This window comes from Pseudomonas aegrilactucae (genome assembly GCF_019168305.1).
GTDB lineage: Bacteria > Pseudomonadota > Gammaproteobacteria > Pseudomonadales > Pseudomonadaceae > Aquipseudomonas > Aquipseudomonas aegrilactucae.
In genome coordinates this window covers 26,272-50,797 of the sequence record NZ_JAHTBI010000068.1, presented here as the reverse complement: position 1 = coordinate 50,797, position 24,526 = coordinate 26,272, and the positions used below count along the sequence as shown (strand labels likewise).

Here is a 24,526-nt window from a genome sequence, read left to right as displayed (position 1 = left end):
CAAGCCAGCGCCCACAAGGTACTGCACCGGTCTTCAGGATGGTGTAGAACCTGTGGGAGCTGGCTTGCCAGCGAATAGGCCCTGAACTGGAGCGTGAGCATGATCGACCTGTACTACTGGACCACCCCCAACGGCCACAAAGTCAGCCTGTTTCTCGAAGAAGCCGGCCTGCCGTACACGATCCACCCGATCAACATCGGCAAAGGCGAGCAATTCGCCGCCGACTTCCTGAAAATCGCCCCCAACAACCGCATCCCCGCCATCGTCGACCAGGACGCCGCCGACGGCCAGCCGCTGTCGCTGTTCGAGTCCGGCGCAATCCTGCTGTACCTCGCCGAAAAGACCGGCCAGTTCATTGCCAACGACCTGCGCGGTCGCCAGGAAACCCTGCAATGGCTGTTCTGGCAGATGGGCGGGCTGGGGCCGATGGCCGGGCAGAACCACCACTTCAACCGCTTCGCCCCCGAGAAGATTCCCTACGCCATCAAGCGCTATGTGGATGAGACTGCACGCCTCTACGGCGTACTCGACAAGCGCCTGCAAGACCGACCGTTCGTCGCCGGCACCGACTACAGCATCGCCGACATGGCGATCTACCCGTGGATCGTTTCGCACACCTGGCAACAACAGAACCTCGACGACTTCCCTGCCCTGAAAGACTGGTTCCTGCGCATCCAGGCCCGTCCTGCCACCCAGCGTGCCTACGCCCTGGTGCAGCAGATCAACCCGCCACAGCCCTGAACCGCAAAGCTGCGGTGCGGTACTGTGAAAATAAAGCCCGCGCCCCCGCTTGCATGGTGTGATCGCGCTCACTAACGTAGCGCCTTTCAGACGTCACCCCCTGCAGGAGCTTTGCCCATGGCCTCGCCAGCCCTTTCCCCCGTTCTACCCCGGTTCGGCGTCGCCGCGGCCCTGCTCGGGCTGCTCAGCCTCGGAGGCTGCCAGATGGGCGGCCCGCGCGACAGCGTGCTGCCCACCACCGGCGTGCAGCCGCTCAAGGGGCTGGCGCAAAACGTCTCGGTGCGGCGCAATGCCATGGGCATGCCGCTGATCGAAAGCAGCAGCTTCCATGACGCGCTGTTCAGCCTGGGCTACGTGCACGCAGGCGACCGCATCGGCCAGATGGTCGGCATGCGCCTGCTGGCGCAGGGGCGCCTGGCCGAAATGGCCGGCCCGGATGCGCTGGAAGTCGACCGTTTCATGCGCGCCGTCAACCTCAAGAAAAGCGCCAACGAACTGTATGCCGACGCCTCGCCGCGCCTGAAGCGCTTTTTCGAGGTGTACGCGCGCGGCGTCAACGCCTACCTGTTCCGCTACCGCGACCGCCTGCCGGCGCCGCTGGCGCAGAGCGGCTACCGCCCCGAATACTGGAAGCCGGAAGACTCGGCACTGATCTTCAGCCTGTACAGCTTCAGCCAGTCGGTGAACCTGCAGGAAGAACTCGCCGCGCTGACCCTGGCGCAAAAAGTCGGCGCCGACCCTCTCGCCTGGCTGCTGCCCAGCTACCCGGACGAACCGCTGGCCATGGCCGAAGCCGACAAGCTCAAGGGCCTGAACCTGGGCAGCGCGCTGCCGGGTCTGGCACCGCTGGCGGCGGTCAGCGAGCAACTGGCCGCGCTCAACCTGCTCGGCACCCCGGCCTCGAGCAACTGGGCCATCGGCCCGCAGCGCAGCCGCAGCGGCAAGAGCCTGCTGGCCAGCGACAGCCAGGGCGCCTGGGCACTGAGCCCGGTGCAGATACGCACCACCAGGTACCAGGCCGCCGGCTTCAGCCTGGCCGGCCTGCCGTTCGTGCTGTCGGGCTTCAACGGCAAGGTGGCCTGGAGCAGCAGCGCCGCGATGGGCGACAACCAGGACCTGTACCTGGAAAAACTCAGGCGCGAAGGCAACCGCGTGATGTACGAGGTCGACGGCCGCTGGCAACCGGTGCAGGCGCGCAACGAAACCTACTTCGTGAAAGGCAGCCCGTCCCGCCGCGAAACCCTCTACGAGACGCGTCACGGCACGCTGCTGACCGGCACCCAGGGCTCGCTAGGGCTGGCCCTGAAACTGCCTGACCTCAAGGGCGACAAGAGCCTGGATGCGTTCTTCGACCTGTCGCGGGCACAGAACGTCGAGCGCGCCTTCGACGCCAGCCGCACAATCGGCGCCGCCGCGCTGAACCTGGTGTTCGCCGATGCCGGCAACATCGGCTGGCAGGTCACCGGACGCTTCCCCAACCGCCGCGAAGGCCAGGGCCTGCTGCCCTCGCCCGGTGCCGACGGGCGTTACGACTGGGACGGCTATGCCGACGCCATGCTCCACCCCTACGACCAGGACCCGCAACAGGGCTGGCTGGGCAACGCCAACCAGCGCAGCGTACCCAAGGGCTATGGCCTGCAGCTGTCCAACAGCTGGTACTACCCCGAGCGTGCCGAGCGCCTGGCGCAGCTGGCCGGCAACGGCAAGCACGATAGCCGCAGCCTGATGGCCATGCACAACGACCAGACCACGCTGTTTGCCGCCAAGCTCAAGGCCATGTTCGAAGCACCGGGCATGGCCCAGCCGCTCAAACAGGCCATCGACGCCCTGCCCGCAGACCAGAAGGCCCGCGCCCGCGAGGCCTATACCCGGCTGATGGCCTTCGATGGCCGCCTGAGCGTGCAATCGGCAGACGCTGCGCTGTATGAACTGTTTCTGCAGCAAAGCACCCGGCAGACCTTCCTCGACGAACTGGGCCCGGAGTCCAGCCCGAGCTGGCAAGCCTTCGTCGCCACTGCACGGCTGTCCTACTCGGCCCAGGCCGACCACCTGCTGGGGCGCGACGACAGCCCGTTCTGGGATGACCGCAACACCCCGGCCAAGGAAGACAAACCCGCGATCCTGGCGCGCAGCCTGGCCGCGGCCATCAGCGCTGGCGAAGCACAGCTGGGCAGCGACCGCCGTGCCTGGCAGTGGGGCAAGCTGCACCAGTACCGTTGGCCCGTCAGCGCACCGTACGGCCTGGGCGACACGGTCAAGCGCGGCCCGCTGGCCAGTGGCGGCGACCACACCACACTGAATGCCTCGCCGTATGCCTGGGGCCAGGACTTCAACGCGCGCCTGTTGCCCTCGATGCGCATGGTGGTGGACTTCGGCCTGGCCGAACCGCTGCAAGGGGTGAGCAGCAGCGGGCAGTCGGGCAACCCGGCCAGCGCGCATTTTGCCGACGGCCTGGATGCCTGGTTCAAGGGACGCTACGTGAGCTTCCCGATGCAGCCGCAGAACTTCGAACGCGCCTACGGCACCAAGCGCCTGACCCTGGTACCCGGCAAGTAAGCCCCTGCCCGGCTCGCCGCCGCCCTGGCGGCGAGCCCTTTTCTGTCGGCCGCTGATCCATATCAAAGTGCCATCCACGTCCTTTCGCTATAAATCCGGGCTCAGCCTGATATCCCTATAAAAATGAATGCGGATCCGTGCCTACAGGATCCCCTGCGGCCGGCTGCAAAGGACAATTGCGATGGCTTCTCTCGTCTCGCGTCTGGCCATGCTCGGCTCGACGCTGCTGTTTGTGCACCCGCTGCTTGCCAGTGAGCCGACCCCGGCATCGGCAGGCGACACCCCCCTCGACCGTGGCCGCTACATTGCCCAGCTGGGCGACTGCGTCGCCTGCCACACCGCCAAAGGCGGCGCGCTGATGGCCGGCGGCCTGGAGCTGAGCACACCGATGGGCACGATCTATTCGAGCAACATCACTCCGGACAAGGCCACCGGCATCGGCCGCTACACCTTCGTGCAGTTCGACCGCGCCATGCGCGAAGGCGTAAACCGCGCCTGCATCCACCTGTACCCGGCGATGCCCTACCCCTCCTACGCAAAAATGACCGAAGGCGACATGCGCGACCTGTACGCCTACCTCATGGAGGACGTGAAGCCGGTCAGCCAGCCCAACCTGGAAGCGGACATGAAGTTCCCGTTCAGCCAGCGCTGGGGCCTGGCGCTGTGGAACCTGATGTTTCTCGATACCCAGCCGTTCGTGCCCGACCCCGCCCGCAGTGCCGAACTCAACCGCGGGGCGTACCTGGTGCAGGGCCTGGGCCACTGCGGCGCCTGCCACACCCCGCGCGGCGTGGCCTTCCAGGAAAAGGCCATGGATGACAGCGGCGCCAGCGGCCAGCACTTCCTGGCCGGTGAAACCGTGGAGCACTGGCGCGCCCTGAGCCTGCGCAACCTGTGGACGGTGGACGACACCGTGCAGTTGCTCAAGACCGGGCAGAACCGCTTCGCCACGGTATCGGGCAACATGGCCGACGTGATCTCGCACAGCACCCAGCACTTCACCGACGCCGACCTGACGGCCATCGCCCGTTACCTAAAATCCCTGCCGGCCGGCAAGGATGACCTGCCGATCCCGGCCGTGCCGTTGACACCGGCCGCCCCGCCGTCGACGCTCTACAGCAGCCGTGGGGGCCTTGGGTACACGCAGTTCTGCAGCGACTGTCACCGCCCGGACGGCGCCGGCGTGGCGGGCATGTTTCCGCCGCTGGCGCACAACCCCGGCGTGGCGTCGGCCAACCCGACCTCGCTGCTGCACATCACCCTGACCGGCTGGCAGACCGCCGAAACCGCCGCCCACCCACGGGTGTACAGCATGCCCGGGTTCGCGCGCCTGGCCGATGAGGAAATCGCCGAGATCCTCACCTTTGTGCGCAGCAGCTGGGGCAACCGCGCTTCGGCGATCAGCGCGGTGCAGGTCAGGCAACTGCGCGAGCAGCTCAAGCCCCGGGACCGCGACGCCTCGACCTTCCAGACGCCGCGCCTGGCCGACCTGCTCGCCGCACGCAACGCCGACCAGGTGGTGCGCGGCATGCGCCTGCACCTGCAAACCCGCGAGCTGCTGCCGGACAACGTCGGCAACGCGCTCAACTGCACCAGTTGCCATCTCAACGCCGGCACCGTGGCCGATGGCTCGCCGTTCGTCGGCGTGTCGGCGTTCTTCCCCGGCTATGCGCCGCGGGCGGGCAAGGTCATCACCCTGGAGGAACGCATCAACGGCTGTTTCCGGCGTTCGATGAGCGGCACGCCGCTGCCACCCCAGGGGCCCGACATGCAGGCGATGGTGGCCTATTTCGACTGGATGAAGAACAACACTCAGCCCCAGGACAAGGTGCCCGGCCGTGGCGTGGGCAAGGTCGACCCGTCTATCCAGCCGGACCTGCACAACGGCCAGCAGGTGTACGCCAGGCAGTGCGCCGTGTGCCATGGCAATGAAGGCGAAGGGCTGACCCGCGCCGACGGCACCTGGGTGTTCCCGCCGCTGTGGGGCGAGCAGTCGTTCAATATCGGTGCCGGCATGGCGCGCACCTACACCGCGGCCGCGTTCGTCAAACGCAACATGCCGATCGGCCTGCACGGGAAATTCCCGCTGGGCCAGGGCGGCCTGTCCGACCAGGATGCAGTGGACGTCGCTGCCTGGTTCTCCAGCCAGCCACGCCCGGACTTCCCCGACAAGGTCAAGGACTGGCCCAACGGCGGGCGCCCGGTAGACGCGCGCTACTGACGCGTTCGGATCGAACTTCACCGGCCAGGCCGCGCTCCTACGTTAAACCCCTGCGCAGCGGCCTTGGCATGGACCTGGTGATTGCACGACCCGAAGGGCTGTACTGCCCGCCGGGAGATTTCTACATCGACCCGTGGCGCCCGGTGGAGCGCGCGGTGATCACCCATGGCCACGGTGATCACGCGCGCAGCGGCAACCGCCACTACCTCACCGCCAGCCCTGGCGCGGGCATCCTGCGCAGCCGCCTGGGCGCCGATATCAACCTGCAGACCCTCGACTACGGCCAGCGCCTGGAGCATGGCGGCGTCACCCTGAGCTTTCACCCGGCCGGCCACGTGCTCGGCTCGGCCCAGGTGCGCCTGCAATACCGCGGCGAAGTGTGGGTGGCGTCGGGGGACTACAAGGTCGAGCCCGACGCCACCTGCGCCCCGTTCGAGCCGGTGCGCTGCGACACCTTCATTACCGAGTCGACCTTCGGCCTGCCCATCTACCGCTGGCAGCCACAGCAGCAGATCTTCGACCAGATCAACGCCTGGTGGCGCGAGAACATCCAGCTGGGCAAGGCCAGCGTGCTGTTCTGCTATTCGTTCGGCAAGGCGCAACGCATCCTGTATGGCCTGGACCCGAGCCTGGGGCCGATCCTGGTGCACGGCGCGGTCGAGCCGCTGAACCGGGTATACCGCGAGGCCGGCGTGGCACTGCCCGCCACCCTGCACGCCAGCGAGATGGACAAGCACCACCCGTTGATGCGCCAGGCCCTGATCCTGGCGCCGCCGTCGGCCGCCGGCAGTACCTGGATGCGCCGCTTTGGCGACTACAGCGATGCCTTCGCCAGCGGCTGGATGCGCCTGCGCGGCACGCGGCGGCGGCGCGGGGTGGACCGCGGCTTTGTGCTCTCCGACCACGCCGACTGGCCGGGGCTGCTGTGGGCCATCGAACAGACCGGTGCACAGCGGGTGATGGTGACCCACGGTTCGGTCGCCGTGCTGGTGCGTTACCTGTGCGAGCGCGGGCTGGAGGCGCAGGCGTTCGTCACCGAATACGGCGACGAAGACGAGGCGCCCGGCGTCGAGCCTGCCGCATGAAGGCCTTCGCCGAGCTCTACGCGCAACTCGATGGCACCACCTCGAGCAATGCCAAGCGCGAGGCGCTGGTGGCCTACTTTGCCGGCGCACGGCCCGCCGATGCGGCCTGGGCGGTGTACTTTCTGGCCGGCGGGCGCCCGCGCCAGCTGGTGCCCACGCGCCTGCTGCGCGAATTGGCGATCAGCCTGTCCGGCCTGCCGCAGTGGCTGTTCGAAGAGAGCTACCAGGCCGTAGGCGACCTGGCCGAAACCTTTTCGCTGTTGCTGCCCGAGGCCAGCCACAGCAGTGATGAGGGCCTGGCCTACTGGGTCGAGGCGTGCCTGTTGCCATTGCGCGGCCTGCCGCCCGAAACGCTGGCGCAGCGCCTGCCGCCACTGTGGGCGCAACTGGACCGGCAAAGCCTGATGGTGTGCCTGAAGCTGATTACCGGCAGTTTTCGGGTCGGTGTGTCGAAGCTGCTGGTGACCCGCGCGCTGGCGCAACTGGCCGACATCGACAGCAAGCGCGTGGCGCAACGGCTGGTCGGCTACACCGACCTGTCGCATCGCCCCACCGCTGACAGCTACCTCAAGCTGATCGCAGCCGAGTCCGACGACGAACATGCCCAGCGCGGCGGCCAGCCGTACCCGTTCTTCCTGGCCCATGCGCTGCAACAGCCGGTGGAACAGTTCGACGCCCTGCTCGGGCCACCCGGGCAGTGGCAGGCGGAATGGAAGTGGGACGGCATTCGCGCCCAACTGGTCAAGCGCGAGGGCCAGCTGTGGGTGTGGTCGCGCGGTGAAGAGCTGCTCACCGAGCGTTTTCCCGAGCTGCAGGCACTGGCCACGGTGCTGCCCGATGGCTGTGTGATGGATGGCGAGATCGTGGTGTGGCGCGAGGGCGTGCAGCCGTTCGCGCTGCTGCAGCAACGCATCGGGCGCAAGACCCTGGGCAAGAAGAGCCTGGCCGATGCACCGGTGGTGTTGCTGGGCTACGACCTGCTGGAGTGGCAGGGCGCTGACTGGCGCAGCCGCGCGCAGGCCGAACGCCGGGCGCAGCTGGAAGCGCTGGTGCACGAAAGTGCGCACCCGGCGTTGCGCCTGTCGCCGGTGGTGCAGGGCGGCAGCTGGGCCGAGCTTGCCGCCCAGCGCGAGGCGTCGCGCAGCCTTGGGGTGGAAGGGTTGATGCTCAAGGCGCGCGATGCCCTGTACGGGGTGGGCCGCACCAAGGACGTGGGCGTGTGGTGGAAGTGGAAGATCGACCCGTTCAGCGTGGACGCGGTACTGATCTATGCCCAGCGCGGGCATGGCCGCCGTGCCAGCCTGTACAGCGACTACACCTTTGCGGTGTGGGACGCGCCGGCGGGCAGCCCGCAGCGCAGCCTGGTGCCGTTCGCCAAGGCATATTCGGGGTTGAGTGATGTCGAGATGCGCAAGGTCGACGCGATCATTCGCAAGACCACCGTGGAGACCTTCGGGCCGGTGCGCAGCGTGACGCCGACGCTGGTGTTCGAGCTGGGCTTCGAGGGGATTGCGTTGTCCAAGCGGCACAAGAGCGGGATTGCCGTGCGCTTTCCGCGCATGCTGCGCTGGCGGCTGGACAAGCCGGTGGACGAAGCCGATGACCTGGGGACACTGCAGTCGCTGCTGGGGTGAAGGTGATGGCCCCTTCGCTGGCAAGCCAGCTCCCACAGGGATATCACTGATCCTGAGAGCAACGATTTACCTGTGGGAGCTGGCTTGCCAGCGAAGAGGCCAGTGGGTTCAGCGCAGGTTGTTGATGCACACCACCTTGGGCTGGGTCATCTCCTCGTAGGCAAAGCGCACGCCTTCACGCCCGAGGCTGCCGTACTTGAAGCCGCCGAACGGCATGGCATCGAAACGATAATCCGACGAATCATTGATCATCACCCCACCCGCCTCGATCCGCTTGGCCGCCTTCAGCGCCTTGCCCAGGTCGTTGGTGAAGATCCCCGCATGCAGGCTGTAGTCCGGCGCATTGGCCAAGGCGATCGCCTGCTCGAAGTCATCGAACGGCTCCAGTACCACCACCGGCGCAAATACCTCGTTGCACCACAGGCGGCTGGCATGATCGACCTGCTCCAGCACGGTCGCGGCATAACACGCACCGTCACGTACATGCCCGCACAACAGCGTGGCGCCCTGCGCCAGCGCCTCGTCCACCACCGCCTGGGCATTCTTGGCCGCCTGCTCGGTGATCATCGGCCCCACGTCAGTCTCGGCCAGCGCCGGGTTGCCGCACACCAGCCGGCTGCTCAAGGCCACGAAGCGCTCGCGAAACGCCGGGTAGATCGACGCCTGCACCAGCAGGCGCTGGGTACCGATGCAGTTCTGCCCGGCCGCCCAGAACGCCCCCGACACGCACGCCTCCACCGTCGCCTCCAGGTCGCAATCCTCCAGCACGATCACCGGGGCATTGCCGCCCAGGTCCATCGCCAGTTTCTTGAGGCCCGCGCCACGGGCGATGTGCTCGCCCGTGACGAAGCCCCCGGTGAAGGAAATCATGCGCACCTCGCGAGCCGCCACCAATGCCTTGCCCAGCTCTGCGCCGCCGGTGGCGACGGTGACCACCGACTCCGGCAGCCCGGCCGCCACCAGGCACTCGACCAGCTTGAGCGCCGACAGCGGCGCCAGCTCAGACGGCTTGAGGATCACCGCGTTGCCGCCGGCTATCGCCGGGCCAAGCTTGTGCGCCACCAGGTTGAGCGGGTCGTTGTAGGGTGTGATCGCCACGATCAGGCCCAGCGGCTCGCGGCTGAACCAGCCCTGGCGCGACTCGGAACCTTCGTAGGCGTCGAACGGCACCACTTCACCGCCATTGCGCCGCGCCTCTTCGGCCGACAGCTTCAGGGTGTTGACGCAGCGTTTGACCTCCTTGCGCGCCTGCTGCAGGGTCTTGCCCGCTTCGGCGATGATCAGCGCGGCAAAGGCCCCGGCGTCCTCCTCGATCAGGCGTGCGGCCTGCTCCAGGATCTGTGCCCGGCGATAGCGCGGCAACGCGGCGCTGGCCTGCACGCCCAGGCGCCCCTGGGCCAGCAACTGCGGCACCTGCGCGGCCGGCATGTCGGGCACCGAGTCGATCAGGCTGGCATCGAACGGGTTGAGCACGTCGATCTGTTGTCCCACGATGGCCATGGCCAGGCGCGATACGTTCATGGCTGCTCTCCTATTGGCCGGTCTTGGCGGTGTGGATGGCGATGATGTCCGACAGCAGCGCGAAGGCGGTTTCGATACGCCCCGCCCCCGGGCCGGACACGGTCACTGCGCCCAGCAGCTCGGTGTCGAACGACACCGCGTTGATCGCCTCCGAGATACCTGCCAGCGGGTGCTCGGCCTTGAGCAGGCGCGGCTCGACACTGGCGTGGATAGAGCCGTCGGCATTGCGCTGCGCGGCGCCGATGAGTTTCCAGCGGGCGCCATCGCGCTTGGCCGCGTCGATATCGGCCGCGCTCAGGCCGCTGATACCCTTGCAGCTCACATCGTTGACGCCCAGGTGTGCGCCCAGCAGTTCGTTGGCCAGGATCACGACCTTGAGGCGCACATCGAAGCCTTCGACGTCGGCCGTCGGGTCGGCTTCGGCGTAGCCCAGCGCCTGCGCCTTGCTGACCGCCTCGGCAAAGCCCAACCCCTCTTCCATGCGGGTCAGGACGAAGTTGGAGGTGCCATTGAGAATACCCTCGAAGCCCTTGATCCGGCTGCCGGCCAGGGCCTGCCTGGCCAGGCGGATGACCGGCGTGCCGCTCATCACCGCGCCTTCGTATTCGAAGCGTACGCCGTTGGCCTCGGCCAGGGCCTTGAGCTCGGCGGCGTGCAGGGCGATCGGGCCCTTGTTGGTGGTGACCAGGTGCTTGCCGGCCTGCAGGGCCCAGCGGCAGAACGAGGTGGCGGGTTCGCCATCGACCGGGTTGGTGAAGGTGGCTTCGGCGACGATGTCGGCGCCGGAGTGCTTGATCACCTCTTCGTTCATGGCGTCGGCGCTGCCACCGGGCAGTTGGGCAAAGGCGCCCTTGGCGGCCGGCAGGCGCACCAGGGTGGCGGCATCGAGGCCGTCGCGGCCGATGATCGAGCCCAGGAACAGGTCGGTGACGCCGACGATCTTCAGGCTGAAACCGAGGGTGGCCTGCCAGCTCGGGTTGCTGTCGGCGATCAGTTGGGCCAGGCCGCGGTTGACGCCGCCGAAGCCGACGAGGGCGATCTTGTATTCAGTCATTGTTGTTTTCTCCGATATCGAGCCAGGGTTGCCTGGGGCTAGAGTAGGAGCGTGGGGGTGGCAGTGAAATATGCCGGTTTGCTCTATTTTGTGGCCATTTTGACCAGGCTTGCGGGCCCCTTCGCTGGCAAGCCAGCTCCCACAGGTACACCACTGCCCTCAAGCTCAGCGGGCCCCTGTGGGAGCTGGCTTGCCAGCGAAGGGGCCCGCACGTTCTACACCACTGCCGACAGCACGAACGAGGTCACGGTGTTCTCCACCCCGGGCATCGCCGCGATCTCGGTCCAGACCTTGTGCACCCGCTCGGCGCTGGCCGCGCCGACGCGCACCATCAGGTCGAACTCGCCGCTCATCACCTCGCACTGGGTGATCTCGGGAATGCTGCGCAGCGCCTCCAGCACCTGCGCGCCACGCATGCGGTCATAGCGGTAGACGAAGATCACCGCGTTGATGGTCGCCGTGGGCTGGCGCCCATCGCCCAGGCGCAACGTATACCCCTGGATCGCGCCATCGCGCTCCAGCCGTTCGATGCGCTGGCGCACCGCATTGCGCGACAGGTTGACCTTGGCCGCCAGCTCCGCGTGCGCGGCCCGCGCATTCAACGTGAGCTCGGCCAGGATACGTTCGTCCAGAGGATCCAGAATTCGCTTCATACCGCCCCCTTGGGTACCGTTCAGAGACGGCGCAGTACCTGCTGTACCGCGCCCAGGTCAGTCGCGTCGATGCGGTACACCGGCGTGGTTGGCGCGAAAGCCTCGAGCGCCTGCGCCACCACGATGCCCTGCCCCGCCAGCAACGCCGCCGACTTGCACGGGGCGATCTCGCCCAGGGTCACCATCGGCGCGACCATGCTGCGCCGGTACAGCCGCGCAGCCAGCACACCGGTGGCAGTATGCGGGTCGATGATGTAGCCGGTGTCGCGGTACAGCGTGGTGATCTCGGCCAGCGTGTCGGCATCGCTCACCGCATAGGAGTCGATGATCAGCCGCGCACGCAGCCAGTGCGTGTTGTCCAGGCACATCTGCCCGCTGGTCTCGAAGTGCGCCATCAACTGCGCCACGGCGCGGTCGTCGTGCTCGTACAACGCCCACAGGAACCGCTCCAGGTTGGCGAAAATCGACAGGTCCATGGCCGGCGACAGCGACGTGTTGGCCTGGCTGCGCGAATAGTGGTTCTTCTCGAACAACTGGTGCAGCGCATCGTTCTTGTTGGTGGCGACGATGATCTGGTTGATCGCCAGCCCCATCTTCTGCGCGATATAGCCGGCGTACACCTCGGCGAAACTGGCCGCCGGCACGCTGAAGCCGATCGGCCGCTGCCCCCCCCCCAGTTGCAGCACCGCGTGAAAATAGAACACCAGTTGCGCCATCACGCTGACCCAGTTGCTGGAGTTGAAGGCGATCGCCACCCGCTCGCGGTCATCCCACTGGCGCAGCAGGCCGGTGACCAGCGTCTGGCAGTCGTCGAAACTGCCGCGCACGGCAAAGCGCTGCAGGCGCGCGGGGTCGGCGCCCTGCAAGTGCTGCAGGCGCTGCGCCGGCACGCCGGCCTCGGGGTACAGCACCACCACCTCCACCGCCTGGCAGTCCTTGAACGCCTCGATCACCGCCAGCCCGGTATCGCCATTGGTGGCCCCCAGCAGCACTGCACGCTGCTGGCGACGTTCGAGAAACCAGCCCACCAACTGGCGCTGCAGCTGCGCGGCGAAATCCTTGGAGGCGCGGGTGGGGCCATGGAACAGCTCCAGTACCCACTCGTTCTTGTCGACCTGGTGCAACGGGGCGATGGAGCGGTGGCTGAAGTGGCTGCACGCAGCCCTGAGCAGGCGCCTGAAGTCCGCTTCGGGAATGCTCTGCCCCACGAACGGCGCCAGCACCCGGTAGGCCAGCTCGTCATAGGGCAACCACGACCAGTCGACGATTTCCTGTGCCTGGAACTGCGGCAGCTCGGCCGGCACATACAGCCCGCCGTCGGCGGCGATGCCGGACAATACAACCTGCTCGAAATCGACCTCGACGGCCGCATTGCGGGTACTCACATAGCGCATGCCTGGCCCTGCCCTTTCACTTGAAACGATGCGCCTGCTCGACCAGCCAGGCAGAAAAACCGACCGCATCCGGGTGCTGTTCAGCCCCGGAGCTGCGGACCAGATAAAATGATTCGCTGGCTTCGATGTGCTGCGTGAACGGCGCCACCAGGCGCCCCTCGGCCAGCAGTTCGGCGACCATGGAAGAACGCGCCAGGGCAATGCCCTGGCCCAGTTCGGCCATGCGCAAGGTCGAAATCAGCGTGTCGAACTGCATGCCGGTGGAGGCATCCACCTGGTCGGCCCCCACCCGCTTGAGCCAGTAGCCCCAGCCTTCCTCGTAACCGAGCACATGCAGCAACGGGTGGCGGCCGATGTCGGCGGGCTCGCGCAGTGGCGACGCCGCCATCAGCGCCGGCGAGCACACCGGGAACAAGGTGTCCCAGGTCAGCCGCTGCGCCACCAGGCCCGGCCACTGGCCACGCCCCCAGCGGATCTCCAGGTCGTCTTCGCCATCGAGTTCCTTGACCCAGATGTTGCTGATGTAGCGAATGTCCACCTGCGGGTAGGCCAGGCTGAACTGCGCAAGCTTGGGCGCCAGCCAGTGCACGAAGAAGGCCAGGCTGCCCCGTACCTTGAGCGGCCGGCGGGTGTGCTGACCGAAGATCTCGCTGGTACCGACCGCCAGCCGGGTGATGGCGTCCTGCACCACCGGCAGGTAGGCCTGGCCCTCTTCGGTCAGGCCCAGCCCGCGTGGCAGGCGCTTGAACAGTGCCACCCCCAGGTGACGCTCGAGCTGGCGGATCTGCTGGCTCACTGCGCCCTGGGTCAGGCACAGCTCGTCGGCGGCGTGGGTGAAGTTCAGCGCACGCGCCGACACCTCGAACGCACGCAGCCAGTTCAACGGGGGTAACGCCTTCTGATTCATGCTCTGGCCCTCTGGACGAGCCTCGATTCTAGGCACATGCCCCGTGGCTGTCTCACGTCACGCTGGCAACGCTGGCCTGCTCGCTCATGCCCAACCGACGCGCTCGGCGCTTGCGGGTCATGAAATAAACGAAGTAGCACCAGGCAATGAACGGCACGCCGAAGTACAGGGCCACCCGCTGCTCGGGGTCGAAGGCGATGCCAACGCAGGCCAGTGCACAGCACGCCAGCGCCCCCAGCGGAATCCACGGGTAGCCGCGCACGCGGAACTTGAGCGCGTTGATATCGCCGCCCTTGGCCACATAGTCGCGGCGGAAGGCCAACTGGCTGGCGGCGATGCTCATCCACACCACCACCACGGCCAGGCCCGAGATCGACACCAGCGCCAGGTAGATGGTATCGGGCGCGAATACGCTGCTGAGCAGCGACGCAGCGCCACCGGCCATGCTCACCACAATGGCGTTGAACGGGGTGCCGCTGCGGCTCAAGTGGCAGAACTGCTTGGGCAGGTGGCCCTGGTCGCTCAGGGTCCAGAGCATGCGCGAGGCGGCATACAGGCCGGAGTTGGCCGCCGACAGCAGCGCGGTGATGATCACGAAGTTCATGATGTCGGCCGAGTACGGGATGCCGATGTTGCTGAACACGGTGACGAACGGGCTCTCGACCAGGCCGGCCTGTTCACGCGGCAGCAGGGTGGCGAGCACGAAGATGGTGCCGACGAAGAACACCGCCAGGCGCACCACGGTGGTGCGGATGGCCCGCGGCACGTTGCGTTGCGGGTCTTTGGTCTCGCCGGCGGCGATGCCGATCAGCTCGGTGCCGGAGAAGGCGAACGACACCGCCAGCAAGGTCATCGCAATCGGCATGAAGCCGGTCGGGAACAGCCCTTCGCGGGTGAAGTTGCTCAGGCCGATGCTGTGCGCCTGCTCGATCTGGAACAGGCCCAGGATCGCCCCGCCGCCCACCACCAGGAACGCCAGCACGGTCAGCACCTTGATCAGCGACAGCCAGAACTCGGTTTCGGCGAACAGCCGCACCGAGACCACGTTGCTCAGGAACACCACGCCGGCAAACAGCGCGCTCCAGATCCACACCGGGGTGTCGGGGAACCAGCGCACCATGAGGATGCCGGCGGCGGTGAACTCCGAACCGATCGCCACCGTCCAGGTCAGCCAGTACAGCCAGGCCACGGTGTAGCCCGTGCCGGGGCCGAGAAAGCGCGTGGCGTAGGTGCTGAACGAACCGGTCTCGGGCATCTGCACCGCCAGCTCGCCCAGGCACATCATGACCATGTAGACCATGACCGCGCCGATGATGTAGGCGATCACCGCGCCCAGCGGCCCTGCCTGGTTGACCGTGTAGCCGGAGGTCAGGAACAGCCCCGTACCGATCACCCCGCCCAGGGCGAGCATGACGATATGGCGCGTTTGCATTTCCTGCTTGAAGCCGGCCCGCGTGCTGCGTTGTTGTTCTAATGAGGACATGACTGATTCTCATGAAGGCTGAAGCGGATTTTTGTTGTTCTTCCTGTTCATGAAGACCCCACCGTGCTCCTGCCGTGGGGGTGTGCCACTGAACGTCAGTTGGCCGCCTCAGGGCAACGTTCGGTGTGGGCCTGCGACGCAGCCTGCTGGCGGCGTACGAAGGCGAATGCCTGTTTCAGGTCGGCCAGCAGGTCGTCGGTGTCTTCGATACCTACCGAGACGCGTACCAGGCCTTCGCAGATACCCAGGGCCTGACGCTCTTCCAGGGTGTTTTCGACATGGCTGGTGGTGCGCGCCGGACCGTAGATGGTTTCCACCGCGCCAAGGTTGCCGGCACAGTGCGCATAGCGCAGTTGCGGCAGCAGCAGCTTGACCGTGTCCATGCCGCCCTTGAGCACGAAGCTGACGATGGCGCCGAACCCGCGCATCTGCGCGCAGGCCACCTGATGATTGGGGTGGCTGGGCAGGCCCGGGTAGTTCACCGATTCCACCAGTGCCTCGGTGCACAGGTAATCGGCCAGGGCCCGCGCACTGAGCTGCTGCTGGCGCAGGCGCAGGGCCAGGGTCTTGATGCCGCGGATGATCTGGTAGGCGGCGAACGGGTCCAGCGCGGCGCCGTTGATCTCGCGGTAATGGCGCACCTTGTCCATCAGCACCGCGTCGCCGCAGACCAGGCCGCCGAGCACGTCGCCGTGCCCGCTGAGGAACTTGGTCGCACTGTGCACCACCACGTCCACGCCCAGCGCCAGCGGGTTCTGGTTGAGCGGCGTGGCGAAGGTGTTGTCGGCCATCACCAGCGCACCGACCTTTTTCGCCGCCTGCACCAGGCGCCGGATATCGACGATCTTCAGCGTCGGGTTGGTCGGGGTTTCCAGGTACAGCAGGTCGCAGCCCTTGGCGATCTCGCGCTCGATGGCGTCATGGTCGAAGGTTTCGCACAGGGTCACCGACACGCCCATGCGCGGCAGGAACTCTTCGAAGATCTTGTTGGTGCCGCCGTAGCTGTCCTTGGTCGAGACCACGCGCATGCCGTGGCTGAGGAAGGTGTACAGCGCGCCGCTGATGGCGGCCATGCCGCTGCTGAACGCCACCGCCGCTTCGGCGCTTTCCAGCTCGCACAGCTTGGCTTCCAGCGCGGCAACCGTGGGGTTGCTCATGCGGCTGTAGATAAACCCCGGTTCGCTGCCCAGGGCCACGTCGTACCAGTGGTCGATATCGTCATAGGCGTGTGCGGCGCTCATCACCACCGGCACCTGGGTGGCGTTGTAGGGGTGACGCACTTGCTCGCCGCCCCACACGGCGCGGGTGGCGAAACCCATTGCGGGTGTGGTGTTTTCAGCTGGTTTTTTCATGGCTACGACCTGTCTGGGATCGGCGGCGAAGAGGTGCCGCGCGTGAACATGACGCCAATATAGGCAAATGCCGACGGCCGTAGAAACGATGTGATCGTGGCCAAAGGGGCGGTTTTTTTAATGGCTGCACGGGGCGCACCTGGGACTATGGTGCGGATTTTGCTATCACTTTGATGTCGAGCCCCGAGCGGTAACGCCAGGTGGCCGCCCACCCTCTTTTGGCATCAAGGACCACACAATGAAAAAAGCACTGCTGACCCTGTCTGCTCTGGCGCTGTGTATGGCCGCTGGCTCCACCCTGGCCAAGGAATACAAGGCGCTGCGGTTTGGCGTCGATCCGTCTTATGCCCCGTTCGAATCCAAGGCCGCCGACGGCAGCCTGGTGGGTTTCGATATCGACCTGGGCAATGCGATCTGTGCCGAGCTGAAGGTCAAGTGCACGTGGGTCGAAAGTGATTTCGACGGCATGATTCCGGGGCTCAAGGCGAAGAAATTCGACGGCGTGATTTCGTCCATGACCGTCACGCCGGCGCGGGAAAAAGTCATCGATTTCTCCAATGAGCTGTTCTCCGGGCCAACCTCGCTGGTGTTCAAAAAAGGTGCAGGGCTGAGCGCCGACCCTGCCTCATTGAAGGGCAAGACCGTCGGCTACGAGCAAGGCACCATCCAGGAGGCCTACGCCAAGGCGGTGCTGGACAAGGCCGGGGTCAAGACCCAGGCCTACCAGAACCAGGACCAGGTGTACGCCGACCTGATCTCGGGGCGCCTGGATGCCTCGATCCAGGACATGCTGCAGGCTGAGCTGGGCTTTCTGAAATCCCCGCAGGGCGCCGGCTACGAGGTGAGCGAGCCGGTGGACAGCGAGCTGCTGCCGTCGAAGACCGCGGTGGGTATCGCGAAAGGTAACAGCGAGCTGAAGGCCTTGCTGAACAAAGGTATCAAAGCGTTACACGATGATGGCACCTATGCCGCAATCCAGAAGAAGCACTTTGGGGCGCTGAACCTGTACAGCGGCAAGTAGGACCCGATAGCTAGACGTTGGTCGCACTGACGCCTTCGCTGGCAAGCCAGCTCCCACAGAGATCACCCAAAGCCTGTGGGAGCTGGCTTGCCAGCGAAGAGCGCGGTGCGGTTTCGTGTCCTCCGCACAGGTTCGCTCCATGTTCGACGACCTACTGCAGTACCTCGGCCTCTCGGCCTTCAGCCTGAGGGGCTTCGGCCCTCTTCTGCTGCAAGGCACCTGGATGACCGTGCAACTGTCCATCATGTCGCTGCTGGTCAGCGTCGGGCTGGGCCTGCTGGGCGCCAGCGCCAAGCTGTCCTCGGTGCGCCTGCTGCGCATTCCCGCCCAGCTCTACACCACGCTGATCCGCGGCGTGCCCGACCTGGTGCTGATGCTGCTGATCTTCTACAGCCTGCAAACCTGGCTCACCACCCTGACCGACGCGATGGAGTGGGAGTACATCGAGATCAACCCGTTCGCCGCCGGGGTGATCACCCTGGGCTTCATCTACGGCGCCTATTTCACCGAGACCTTTCGCGGCGCGATCCTGGCCGTGCCACGCGGCCAGGTCGAGGCTGCCACCGCCTACGGCCTCAAGCGCTTGCAGCGCTTTCGCTTCGTGGTCTTCCCGCAGATGATGCGCTTTGCCCTGCCCGGCATCGGCAACAACTGGATGGTGATGCTCAAGGCCACCGCACTGGTGTCGATCATCGGCCTGGCCGACCTGGTCAAGGCCGCCCAGGATGCCGGCAAGAGCACCTATCAGCTGTTCTACTTCCTGGTGGTGGCAGCCTTCATCTACCTGCTGATCACCAGCGCCTCGAACGTGGCCCTGCGCTGGCTGGAACGGCGCTACAACGTGGGCACCCGGGAGGCCCTGCGATGATCGAGCTGCTGCAGGACTACTGGCGCGCGTTCCTCTACACCGACGGCACCCACATCACCGGGCTGGCCATGACGATGTGGCTGCTCAGCGCCTCGCTGCTGATCGGCTTCGTGGTGTCGATCCCGCTGTCGATCGCACGGGTCTCGCGGCGCTTCTGGGTGCGCTGGCCGGTGCAGTTCTACACCTACCTGTTTCGCGGCACCCCGCTGTATATCCAGCTGCTGATCTGCTACACCGGCATCTACAGCCTCGAGGCGGTACGCGGGCAGCCATTGCTCGACAGCTTCTTTCGCGACGCGATGAACTGCACCCTCCTGGCCTTTGCCCTGAACACCGGCGCCTACACCACCGAGATCTTCGCCGGCGCCATCCGCAGCATGCACCATGGCGAAGTCGAGGCGGCCAGGGCCTACGGCCTGCGCGGCTGGAAACTTTATGCTTATATCATCATGCCGTCCGCGCTACGCCGCTCGCTGCCGTACTACAGCAATGAGGTGATTCTGATGCTGCACTCGACCACGGTGGCCTTCACCGCCACGGTGCCGGATATCCTCAAGGTTGCCCGCGACGCCAACTCCGCCACCTTCCTGACCTTTCAGTCGTTCGGTACCGCCGCGGCCATCTACCTGTGCGTGACCTTCGCCCTGGTAGGCCTGTTCCGCCTGGCCGAACGACGCTGGCTGGCGTTCCTCGGACCTGCTCACTAGGACAGTTCATGCACCACAAGACCCACGACATCCTGGCCCCCGTGCCGGGGATTTCTCGCCAGATCCACAGCTTCCACTTCGGCCCGCGAGGGGCCGGCAAGGTGTATATCCAGGCGTCGCTGCACGCCGACGAACTGCCGGGCATGCTGGTGGCCTGGCACCTCAAGCAGCGCCTGGCCGAACTGGAAAGCCAAGGCCTTCTGCGTCACGAGATCGTGCTGGTACCCATCGCCAACCCGGTGGGCCTGGAGCAGGTACTGATGGACGTGCCCTTGGGGCGCTACGAGCTGCAGAGTGGCGAAAACTTCAACCGCAAGTTCGTCGACCTGAGCGACGCGGTGGGTGACCAGGTCGAAGCGCACCTGACCCAGGAGCCGACGCACAACCTGGCGCTGATCCGCGAATGCCTGCGCCGCGAGCTGCACGCACACCCTGCCCTGACCCCGCTGCAGTCACAACGCCTGACCCTGCAACGGCTGGCCTGTGACGCCGACGTGGTGCTGGACCTGCACTGCGACTTCGAGGCCGTGGCACACCTCTACACCACCCCCGAAGCCTGGCCTCAGGTCGAACCCCTGTCGCGCTACCTGGGGGCGCAGGCCAGCCTGCTGGCCACCGACTCGGGCGGGCAGTCGTTCGATGAATGTTTCACCCTGGTGTGGTGGCAGTTGCAGCAGCGCTTGGGCAAGCAGTTCCCGATCCCCCAGGGCAGCTACTCGGTGACCGTCGAGTTGCGTGGCCAGGGCGATGTCAGCCACCCATTGGCCAGTGCCGACTGCGCCGCGATCCTGAACTACCTGACGCGCCTGGGTGCCATCGACGGCGAACCCGCGCCGTTGCCGCCGCTGCCCTGCCCGGCCACGCCGCTGGCCGCAGTGGAGCCGGTGGCCACGCCATTGGGCGGCCTGCTGGTGTTTCACGCCACACCCGGGCAGCACCTGCAGGCAGGGCAACTGATTGCCGAGGTGATCGACCCGCTGAGTGATCGCGTGACGCCGGTTCACAACCGCCAGGCGGGGCTGCTGTATGCCCGCTCGCTGCGCCGCATGGCCACCGCTGGCATGGTGATTGCGCATGTCGCGGGCAATCAGCCGTATCGCAGCGGCTATCTGTTATCGCCATGAGAGGGTGTGCATGTACAAACTGACCATCGAAGGCCTGCACAAGCGCTATGGCGAGCACCACGTGCTCAAGGGCGTGTCGCTGCAGGCGAACAGCGGTGACGTGATCAGCCTGATCGGCGCCAGCGGCTCGGGCAAGAGCACCTTCCTGCGCTGCATCAACTTTCTCGAGCAGCCCGACGAAGGCAGCATGACCCTGGACGGCCAGGCGGTGCGCATGGTGCATGACCGCCATGGCATGCACGTGGCCGATGCCGATGAGTTGCAGCGCATCCGCACGCGCCTGGCCATGGTGTTCCAGCACTTCAACCTGTGGAGCCACCTGAGCGTGCTGGACAACATCAGCATGGCGCCGCGCCGTGTGCTGGGGGTGAGCAAGCACGAAGCCGAGGAACGCGCCCGTGCGTATCTGGACAAGGTCGGCCTGGCGCCACGGGTGGCCGAGCAGTACCCGGCGTTTCTGTCCGGTGGCCAGCAGCAGCGCGTGGCGATTGCCCGGGCACTGGCGATGGAGCCGGAGGTGATGCTGTTCGACGAACCGACCTCGGCGCTGGACCCGGAGCTGGTAGGTGAAGTGTTGCGGGTGATCCAGGGCCTGGCCGAGGAAGGTCGCACCATGATCATGGTGACCCACGAGATGAGCTTTGCGCGGCAGGTATCCAGCCAGGTGCTGTTTCTGCACCAGGGGCTGGTGGAGGAACACGGAGCGCCTGCCGATGTGCTGGGCAATCCGAACAGCGAACGGTTGCGCCAGTTCCTGAGCGGCAACCTCAAGTAAAACTAATGCCCGGCGGGTGTGGTCTGTGAAGACACACCCCTTGCCCACAAGCAGCCCCGGCATGCGCAAACCGTCCAACCTCGCAGGCCCCTGGTTTGCCACTCGCAACTGGAAACCGTTCGCCTTTCAAAAGCGCGTGTGGGCCGCCGTGGCGCGCGGTGAATCCGGGCTGTTGCATGCCAGCACCGGCGCTGGCAAAACCTACGCGCTGTGGCTGGCCGCACTGCAATACCTGGCCACCGCGGACACGCCAAAGGCCAAGCACCCTGCGCCCTTGCAGGTGCTCTGGATTACGCCCATGCGTGCCCTGGCCGCCGACACCGCGCGGGCCCTGCAGGCGCCCCTGGACGAACTGGCGATCCACTGGAGCGTGGGTGTGCGCAGCAGCGACACCTCCAGCGCAGAACGCGCACGCCAGAGCCGTCGCCTGCCCAGCAGCCTGATCACCACGCCCGAAAGCCTGACGCTGTTGCTGACCCACGACGCCGCGCAGAGCCATTTCGCCAGCCTGCGTATGGTGGTGGTGGACGAGTGGCACGAATTGCTCGGCAACAAGCGTGGCGTACAGCTGCAACTGGCCCTGGCACGCCTGCGGCGCTGGCACCCCGGGCTCATCGTGTGGGGGATCTCGGCCACCCTGGGCAACCTGGAACATGCGCGCGAGGTGCTGCTGCCCGCAGGTGGCTGTCTGGTAGAAGGTCGCCAGGACAAGCGCATCGAGGTCGACACCCTGCTGCCCGCGGCCATCGAACGCTTCCCCTGGGCCGGGCACATGGGCCTGAAAATGCTCGCGCAGGTGCGCGACGAAATCGATGCCAGCAGCAGTTGCCTGGTCTTCACCAACACCCGCGCGCAGGCCGAGCGGTGGTATCAGGCGTTGCTGGAGGCGCGCCCGGACTGGGCCGGCATCATCGCCCTGCATCACGCCTCGCTGGCCCGCGAAACCCGCAACTGGGTGGAGCAGAGCCTCAAGCAAGGCCAGCTCAAGGCGGTGGTGTGCACCTCCAGCCTGGACCTGGGGGTGGATTTCCTGCCCGTGGAGCGGGTGCTGCAGATCGGCTCGGCCAAGGGCGTGGCGCGCCTGATGCAGCGTGCCGGGCGCTCGGGGCACGCGCCGGGGCGCCCGTCGCGCGTGACCCTGGTACCCACCCACAGCCTGGAGCTGGTGGAAGCCGCCGCTGCCGGTGAAGCGGTAGCCGCACGCCAGATCGAGGCACGGCGCGCGCCGTCGCTGTGCATGGACGTGTTGGTCCAGCACCTGGTCAGCATGGCCCTGGGCGCAGGGTTCAGGCCGTCCGAACTGCTGGAGGAAGTGCGCAGTTGCTGGGCTTACCGCCCTCTGCGCGACGAGCAATGGCAGTGGGCGCTGGCGTTCGTGCGCAACGGCGGCGCCTCGCTCGGCGCCTACCCCGACTACCACCGCGTGATCGAAGACGATGACGGGGTATGGCGGGTGGCCAACGCACGCCTGGCACGCCGTCACCGCTTTGGCATCGGCACCCTCGTCAGCGACGCCAGCATCCAGCTGAAGTTCTGGAGCAAGGGCGGTGGCGGGCGCAACCTGGGCAGCGTCGAAGAAGCGTTCATCGCGCGCCTGCGCCCCGGCGATGCCTTCCTGTTCGCGGGGCGCACCCTGGAACTGGTGCGCATCGACAACATGACCGCCTATGTGCGCCGCAGCACGGCGTCAAAAGCCGCCGTGCCGCGCTGGAATGGTGGTCGCATGCCGCTCTCCAATGAACTGGCCAAGGCTGTGGTGGAGCAGCTCGACGCCGCCGCCCACGGCCGTTTCAACGGGCCGGCGATGCAAGCGGTGCGCCCGCTGCTGAGGCTGCAGCAACGCTGGTCGGTGATCCCGACACGGGACATGTTGCTGGCTGAAACCTGGCGTTCGCGCCAGGGCTGCCACCTGTTTCTGTACCCCTTCGCCGGGCGCACCACCCACCTGGGCCTTGCCAGCCTGCTGGCGTGGCGCTGCAGCCGGGTGCAACCATTGAGCTTTTCGATCGCAGTGAATGACTACGGCCTGGAATTGCTGTGCCCAAGCCAGGTGGCGTGGGCCACGCTGTTGCCCGAACTGCTCAGCCCCGCGCACCTGCTGGAGGATGCACTGGCCAGCCTGAATGCCGGCGAAATGGCGCTGCGGCGCTTTCGCGAGATTGCGCAGATTTCCGGGCTGGTATTTGGCGGTTACCCCGGCGCGCAAAAAAGCACGCGGCAGATCCAGGCCTCCAGCGGCCTGTTCTTCGAGGTGTTTCGCCAGCATGACGCCAGCAATCTGCTGTTGGGTCAGGCGCGTGACGAGGTGCTCAACGAGGAACTGGAGATCGACCGGCTGGGGCAGTTGCTCGCACGCCTGGGCGAGCTGGGCCTGCATGTCCAGGCACTCAAGCGGCCAGGCCCGCTGGCGTTCCCGCTGCTGGTGGAGGGCATGCGCGAAACCCTGAGCACCGAAAAACTCGCTGATCGCATTGCGCGCATGGTCGCCGACCTGGAGCGCGCCGCCAACAAGGAGCGTTGAATGGACAGTCATCTGGGCATGACACTGCGCGGCCAGGAGCTCTGGCTGCTGGCGGACAAGGCGCTGTACTGGCCGGCCCGGCACCTGATGCTGGTGGCCGACGTGCACATCGGCAAGGCTGCTGCGTTTCGTGCGCAGCACGTGCCGGTGCCGCGCGGCACCACCCACGCCACGCTGGAGCGCCTGAGTCGCCTGCTGGCGCGCTACCCCTGCGAGCACCTGATCATACTCGGCGACTTTCTGCACGCTCGCGCAGGTCGGGCCGCGGCAACCCTGGAAAGGGTGCGCGTATGGCGCCAGGCACATGCACAGCTCGCCGTCACACTGGTGCGCGGCAACCATGACCAGCACGCTGGCGACCCACCGGATTGTCTGCACATCGACGTGGTGGACGGGCCGCTGTTGATCGGGCCGTTCGCGTTGCAGCACGAACCCACCCCGCACGCCAGCCACAGCGTGATCGCCGGGCATGTTCACCCCGTGTTCGTATTGCGCGCACGCGCCCGGCAACGCTTGCGCCTGCCGTGCTTCGTGATGGGCGAACGGGTCAGCCTGTTGCCCGCATTTGGCGACTTCACCGGCGGCTGGGCGATCGAGCCCCAGCCGGATGAACAGGTCTACCTGGCCGCAGAGGGTCAGGTATGGCCGATAGCACGCTAGGTCAGGCGACCGGTGCCGGCGGCGGTTCGTCGGGCAGGGTCGGCTCGCCTGGCTCCGTGGGCTGGGTTTCACCGGGTTGCGGGGTGTCGGGGGTATCCGGGCCGGGCTGCCCGGGGACGCCGCCGGCATGCATCAACGGCGGGTGCGCCAGCAGCGACCAGGCCACCAGCCCGATGTGGTTGGGCTGCAGCACGGCCAGTTTGGCGCTGATAGTAGGATCGAGTTTCATCGGCGGCTCCTGAGCGAAAT

Annotated in this window: 20 protein-coding genes; 12 read left to right on the top strand and 8 right to left on the bottom strand. The window is 66.5% G+C overall.

Annotation, left to right across the window (positions count from 1 at the left end; translation table 11 throughout):
- The first annotated feature begins 99 nt into the window (after nt 1-99).
- The 5 genes from KUO17_RS18810 to KUO17_RS18790 all read left to right on the top strand — a co-directional run bounded on the left by KUO17_RS18810 (nt 100) and on the right by KUO17_RS18790 (nt 8,237).
- Nucleotides 100-741 carry a glutathione binding-like protein gene (locus tag KUO17_RS18810; RefSeq protein WP_217977028.1) on the top strand — a complete coding sequence of 214 codons (642 nt, stop codon included), beginning with the start codon at nt 100-102 and terminating at the stop codon, nt 739-741.
- Nucleotides 742-858: 117 nt separating this feature from the next.
- A complete protein-coding gene (locus tag KUO17_RS18805) occupies nt 859-3,297 on the top strand; it encodes a penicillin acylase family protein (protein ID WP_217977027.1) in 2,439 nt (812 codons plus the stop codon).
- 181 nt (nt 3,298-3,478) lie between these two features.
- On the top strand, nt 3,479-5,518 hold the full coding sequence (locus KUO17_RS18800) for a c-type cytochrome (RefSeq protein ID WP_217977026.1): 2,040 nt from the start codon (nt 3,479-3,481) through the stop codon (nt 5,516-5,518).
- Between the two features lie 68 nt (nt 5,519-5,586).
- On the top strand, nt 5,587-6,603 hold the full coding sequence (locus KUO17_RS18795; RefSeq protein ID WP_217977025.1) for a ligase-associated DNA damage response exonuclease: 1,017 nt from the start codon (nt 5,587-5,589) through the stop codon (nt 6,601-6,603).
- Nucleotides 6,600-8,237 (top strand): ATP-dependent DNA ligase, encoded by a 1,638-nt coding sequence (locus KUO17_RS18790; protein ID WP_217977024.1) that lies wholly within the window; start codon nt 6,600-6,602, stop codon nt 8,235-8,237. The genes KUO17_RS18795 and KUO17_RS18790 overlap by 4 nt, the downstream gene beginning before the upstream one ends.
- A gap of 108 nt (nt 8,238-8,345) precedes the next feature.
- Here the strand turns inward: KUO17_RS18790 and KUO17_RS18785 are convergent, their stop codons facing one another.
- From KUO17_RS18785 to KUO17_RS18755, 7 genes are all read right to left on the bottom strand, one after another.
- Nucleotides 8,346-9,737 carry an aldehyde dehydrogenase family protein gene (locus KUO17_RS18785; protein WP_425274879.1) on the bottom strand — a complete coding sequence of 464 codons (1,392 nt, stop codon included), beginning with the start codon at nt 9,735-9,737 and terminating at the stop codon, nt 8,346-8,348.
- A 31-nt stretch (nt 9,738-9,768) separates the two neighbouring features.
- A complete protein-coding gene (locus KUO17_RS18780; RefSeq protein WP_217977022.1) occupies nt 9,769-10,812 on the bottom strand; it encodes a homoserine dehydrogenase in 1,044 nt (347 codons plus the stop codon).
- Nucleotides 10,813-11,027: 215 nt separating this feature from the next.
- A complete protein-coding gene (locus KUO17_RS18775) occupies nt 11,028-11,465 on the bottom strand; it encodes an Lrp/AsnC family transcriptional regulator (protein WP_217977021.1) in 438 nt (145 codons plus the stop codon).
- Between the two features lie 20 nt (nt 11,466-11,485).
- Nucleotides 11,486-12,859, bottom strand: coding sequence for a threonine synthase (thrC, locus tag KUO17_RS18770; RefSeq protein ID WP_217977020.1), 1,374 nt, complete (start codon nt 12,857-12,859; stop codon nt 11,486-11,488).
- A gap of 16 nt (nt 12,860-12,875) precedes the next feature.
- On the bottom strand, nt 12,876-13,766 hold the full coding sequence (locus KUO17_RS18765) for a LysR substrate-binding domain-containing protein (RefSeq protein WP_163950385.1): 891 nt from the start codon (nt 13,764-13,766) through the stop codon (nt 12,876-12,878).
- 52 nt (nt 13,767-13,818) lie between these two features.
- Nucleotides 13,819-15,249 (bottom strand): amino acid permease, encoded by a 1,431-nt coding sequence (locus KUO17_RS18760; RefSeq protein ID WP_217977019.1) that lies wholly within the window; start codon nt 15,247-15,249, stop codon nt 13,819-13,821.
- A gap of 95 nt (nt 15,250-15,344) precedes the next feature.
- Complete coding sequence (locus tag KUO17_RS18755; RefSeq protein WP_217977018.1) at nt 15,345-16,601, bottom strand: cystathionine gamma-synthase family protein; 1,257 nt, start codon at nt 16,599-16,601, stop codon at nt 15,345-15,347.
- 238 nt (nt 16,602-16,839) lie between these two features.
- Between KUO17_RS18755 and KUO17_RS18750 the strand changes: the two genes are divergently transcribed.
- The 7 genes from KUO17_RS18750 (at nt 16,840) to pdeM (ending at nt 24,277) form a co-directional block, all read left to right on the top strand.
- Nucleotides 16,840-17,622, top strand: coding sequence for a transporter substrate-binding domain-containing protein (locus KUO17_RS18750; RefSeq protein WP_217977017.1), 783 nt, complete (start codon nt 16,840-16,842; stop codon nt 17,620-17,622).
- A gap of 139 nt (nt 17,623-17,761) precedes the next feature.
- Nucleotides 17,762-18,490: an ABC transporter permease gene (locus KUO17_RS18745; RefSeq protein WP_217977016.1), complete on the top strand. Its 729-nt coding sequence runs from the start codon at nt 17,762-17,764 to the stop codon at nt 18,488-18,490.
- Nucleotides 18,487-19,197: an ABC transporter permease gene (locus KUO17_RS18740; RefSeq protein WP_217977015.1), complete on the top strand. Its 711-nt coding sequence runs from the start codon at nt 18,487-18,489 to the stop codon at nt 19,195-19,197. The genes KUO17_RS18745 and KUO17_RS18740 overlap by 4 nt, the downstream gene beginning before the upstream one ends.
- Before the next feature lie 8 nt (nt 19,198-19,205).
- Nucleotides 19,206-20,321 carry a succinylglutamate desuccinylase/aspartoacylase family protein gene (locus tag KUO17_RS18735; RefSeq protein WP_217977014.1) on the top strand — a complete coding sequence of 372 codons (1,116 nt, stop codon included), beginning with the start codon at nt 19,206-19,208 and terminating at the stop codon, nt 20,319-20,321.
- 10 nt (nt 20,322-20,331) lie between these two features.
- Nucleotides 20,332-21,096, top strand: a complete 765-nt coding sequence (locus tag KUO17_RS18730; protein WP_217977013.1) for an ABC transporter ATP-binding protein — start codon at nt 20,332-20,334, stop codon at nt 21,094-21,096.
- Between the two features lie 61 nt (nt 21,097-21,157).
- Nucleotides 21,158-23,617 carry a ligase-associated DNA damage response DEXH box helicase gene (locus tag KUO17_RS18725; RefSeq protein ID WP_217977012.1) on the top strand — a complete coding sequence of 820 codons (2,460 nt, stop codon included), beginning with the start codon at nt 21,158-21,160 and terminating at the stop codon, nt 23,615-23,617.
- Nucleotides 23,618-24,277 carry a ligase-associated DNA damage response endonuclease PdeM gene (pdeM, locus tag KUO17_RS18720; RefSeq protein WP_217977011.1) on the top strand — a complete coding sequence of 220 codons (660 nt, stop codon included), beginning with the start codon at nt 23,618-23,620 and terminating at the stop codon, nt 24,275-24,277.
- A 1-nt stretch (nt 24,278) separates the two neighbouring features.
- Here pdeM and KUO17_RS18715 read toward each other — a convergent pair whose 3' ends face one another.
- Nucleotides 24,279-24,506, bottom strand: a complete 228-nt coding sequence (locus KUO17_RS18715; RefSeq protein WP_217977010.1) for a hypothetical protein — start codon at nt 24,504-24,506, stop codon at nt 24,279-24,281.
- Nucleotides 24,507-24,526 lie beyond the last annotated feature (20 nt).

Bases quoted from the DNA above. Each gene is read 5' to 3' on its own strand.
- KUO17_RS18810 (WP_217977028.1), top strand. From the start codon at position 100: ATGATCGACCTGTACTACTGGACCACCCCCAACGGCCACAAAGTCAGC.
- KUO17_RS18805 (WP_217977027.1), top strand. From the start codon at position 859: ATGGCCTCGCCAGCCCTTTCCCCCGTTCTACCCCGGTTCGGCGTCGCC.
- KUO17_RS18800 (WP_217977026.1), top strand. From the start codon at position 3,479: ATGGCTTCTCTCGTCTCGCGTCTGGCCATGCTCGGCTCGACGCTGCTG.
- KUO17_RS18795 (WP_217977025.1), top strand. From the start codon at position 5,587: ATGGACCTGGTGATTGCACGACCCGAAGGGCTGTACTGCCCGCCGGGA.
- KUO17_RS18790 (WP_217977024.1), top strand. From the start codon at position 6,600: ATGAAGGCCTTCGCCGAGCTCTACGCGCAACTCGATGGCACCACCTCG.
- KUO17_RS18785 (WP_425274879.1), bottom strand. From the start codon at position 9,737: ATGGCCATCGTGGGACAACAGATCGACGTGCTCAACCCGTTCGATGCC.
- KUO17_RS18780 (WP_217977022.1), bottom strand. From the start codon at position 10,812: ATGACTGAATACAAGATCGCCCTCGTCGGCTTCGGCGGCGTCAACCGC.
- KUO17_RS18775 (WP_217977021.1), bottom strand. From the start codon at position 11,465: ATGAAGCGAATTCTGGATCCTCTGGACGAACGTATCCTGGCCGAGCTC.
- thrC (WP_217977020.1), bottom strand. From the start codon at position 12,859: ATGCGCTATGTGAGTACCCGCAATGCGGCCGTCGAGGTCGATTTCGAG.
- KUO17_RS18765 (WP_163950385.1), bottom strand. From the start codon at position 13,766: ATGAATCAGAAGGCGTTACCCCCGTTGAACTGGCTGCGTGCGTTCGAG.
- KUO17_RS18760 (WP_217977019.1), bottom strand. From the start codon at position 15,249: ATGTCCTCATTAGAACAACAACGCAGCACGCGGGCCGGCTTCAAGCAG.
- KUO17_RS18755 (WP_217977018.1), bottom strand. From the start codon at position 16,601: ATGAAAAAACCAGCTGAAAACACCACACCCGCAATGGGTTTCGCCACC.
- KUO17_RS18750 (WP_217977017.1), top strand. From the start codon at position 16,840: ATGAAAAAAGCACTGCTGACCCTGTCTGCTCTGGCGCTGTGTATGGCC.
- KUO17_RS18745 (WP_217977016.1), top strand. From the start codon at position 17,762: ATGTTCGACGACCTACTGCAGTACCTCGGCCTCTCGGCCTTCAGCCTG.
- KUO17_RS18740 (WP_217977015.1), top strand. From the start codon at position 18,487: ATGATCGAGCTGCTGCAGGACTACTGGCGCGCGTTCCTCTACACCGAC.
- KUO17_RS18735 (WP_217977014.1), top strand. From the start codon at position 19,206: ATGCACCACAAGACCCACGACATCCTGGCCCCCGTGCCGGGGATTTCT.
- KUO17_RS18730 (WP_217977013.1), top strand. From the start codon at position 20,332: ATGTACAAACTGACCATCGAAGGCCTGCACAAGCGCTATGGCGAGCAC.
- KUO17_RS18725 (WP_217977012.1), top strand. From the start codon at position 21,158: ATGCGCAAACCGTCCAACCTCGCAGGCCCCTGGTTTGCCACTCGCAAC.
- pdeM (WP_217977011.1), top strand. From the start codon at position 23,618: ATGGACAGTCATCTGGGCATGACACTGCGCGGCCAGGAGCTCTGGCTG.
- KUO17_RS18715 (WP_217977010.1), bottom strand. From the start codon at position 24,506: ATGAAACTCGATCCTACTATCAGCGCCAAACTGGCCGTGCTGCAGCCC.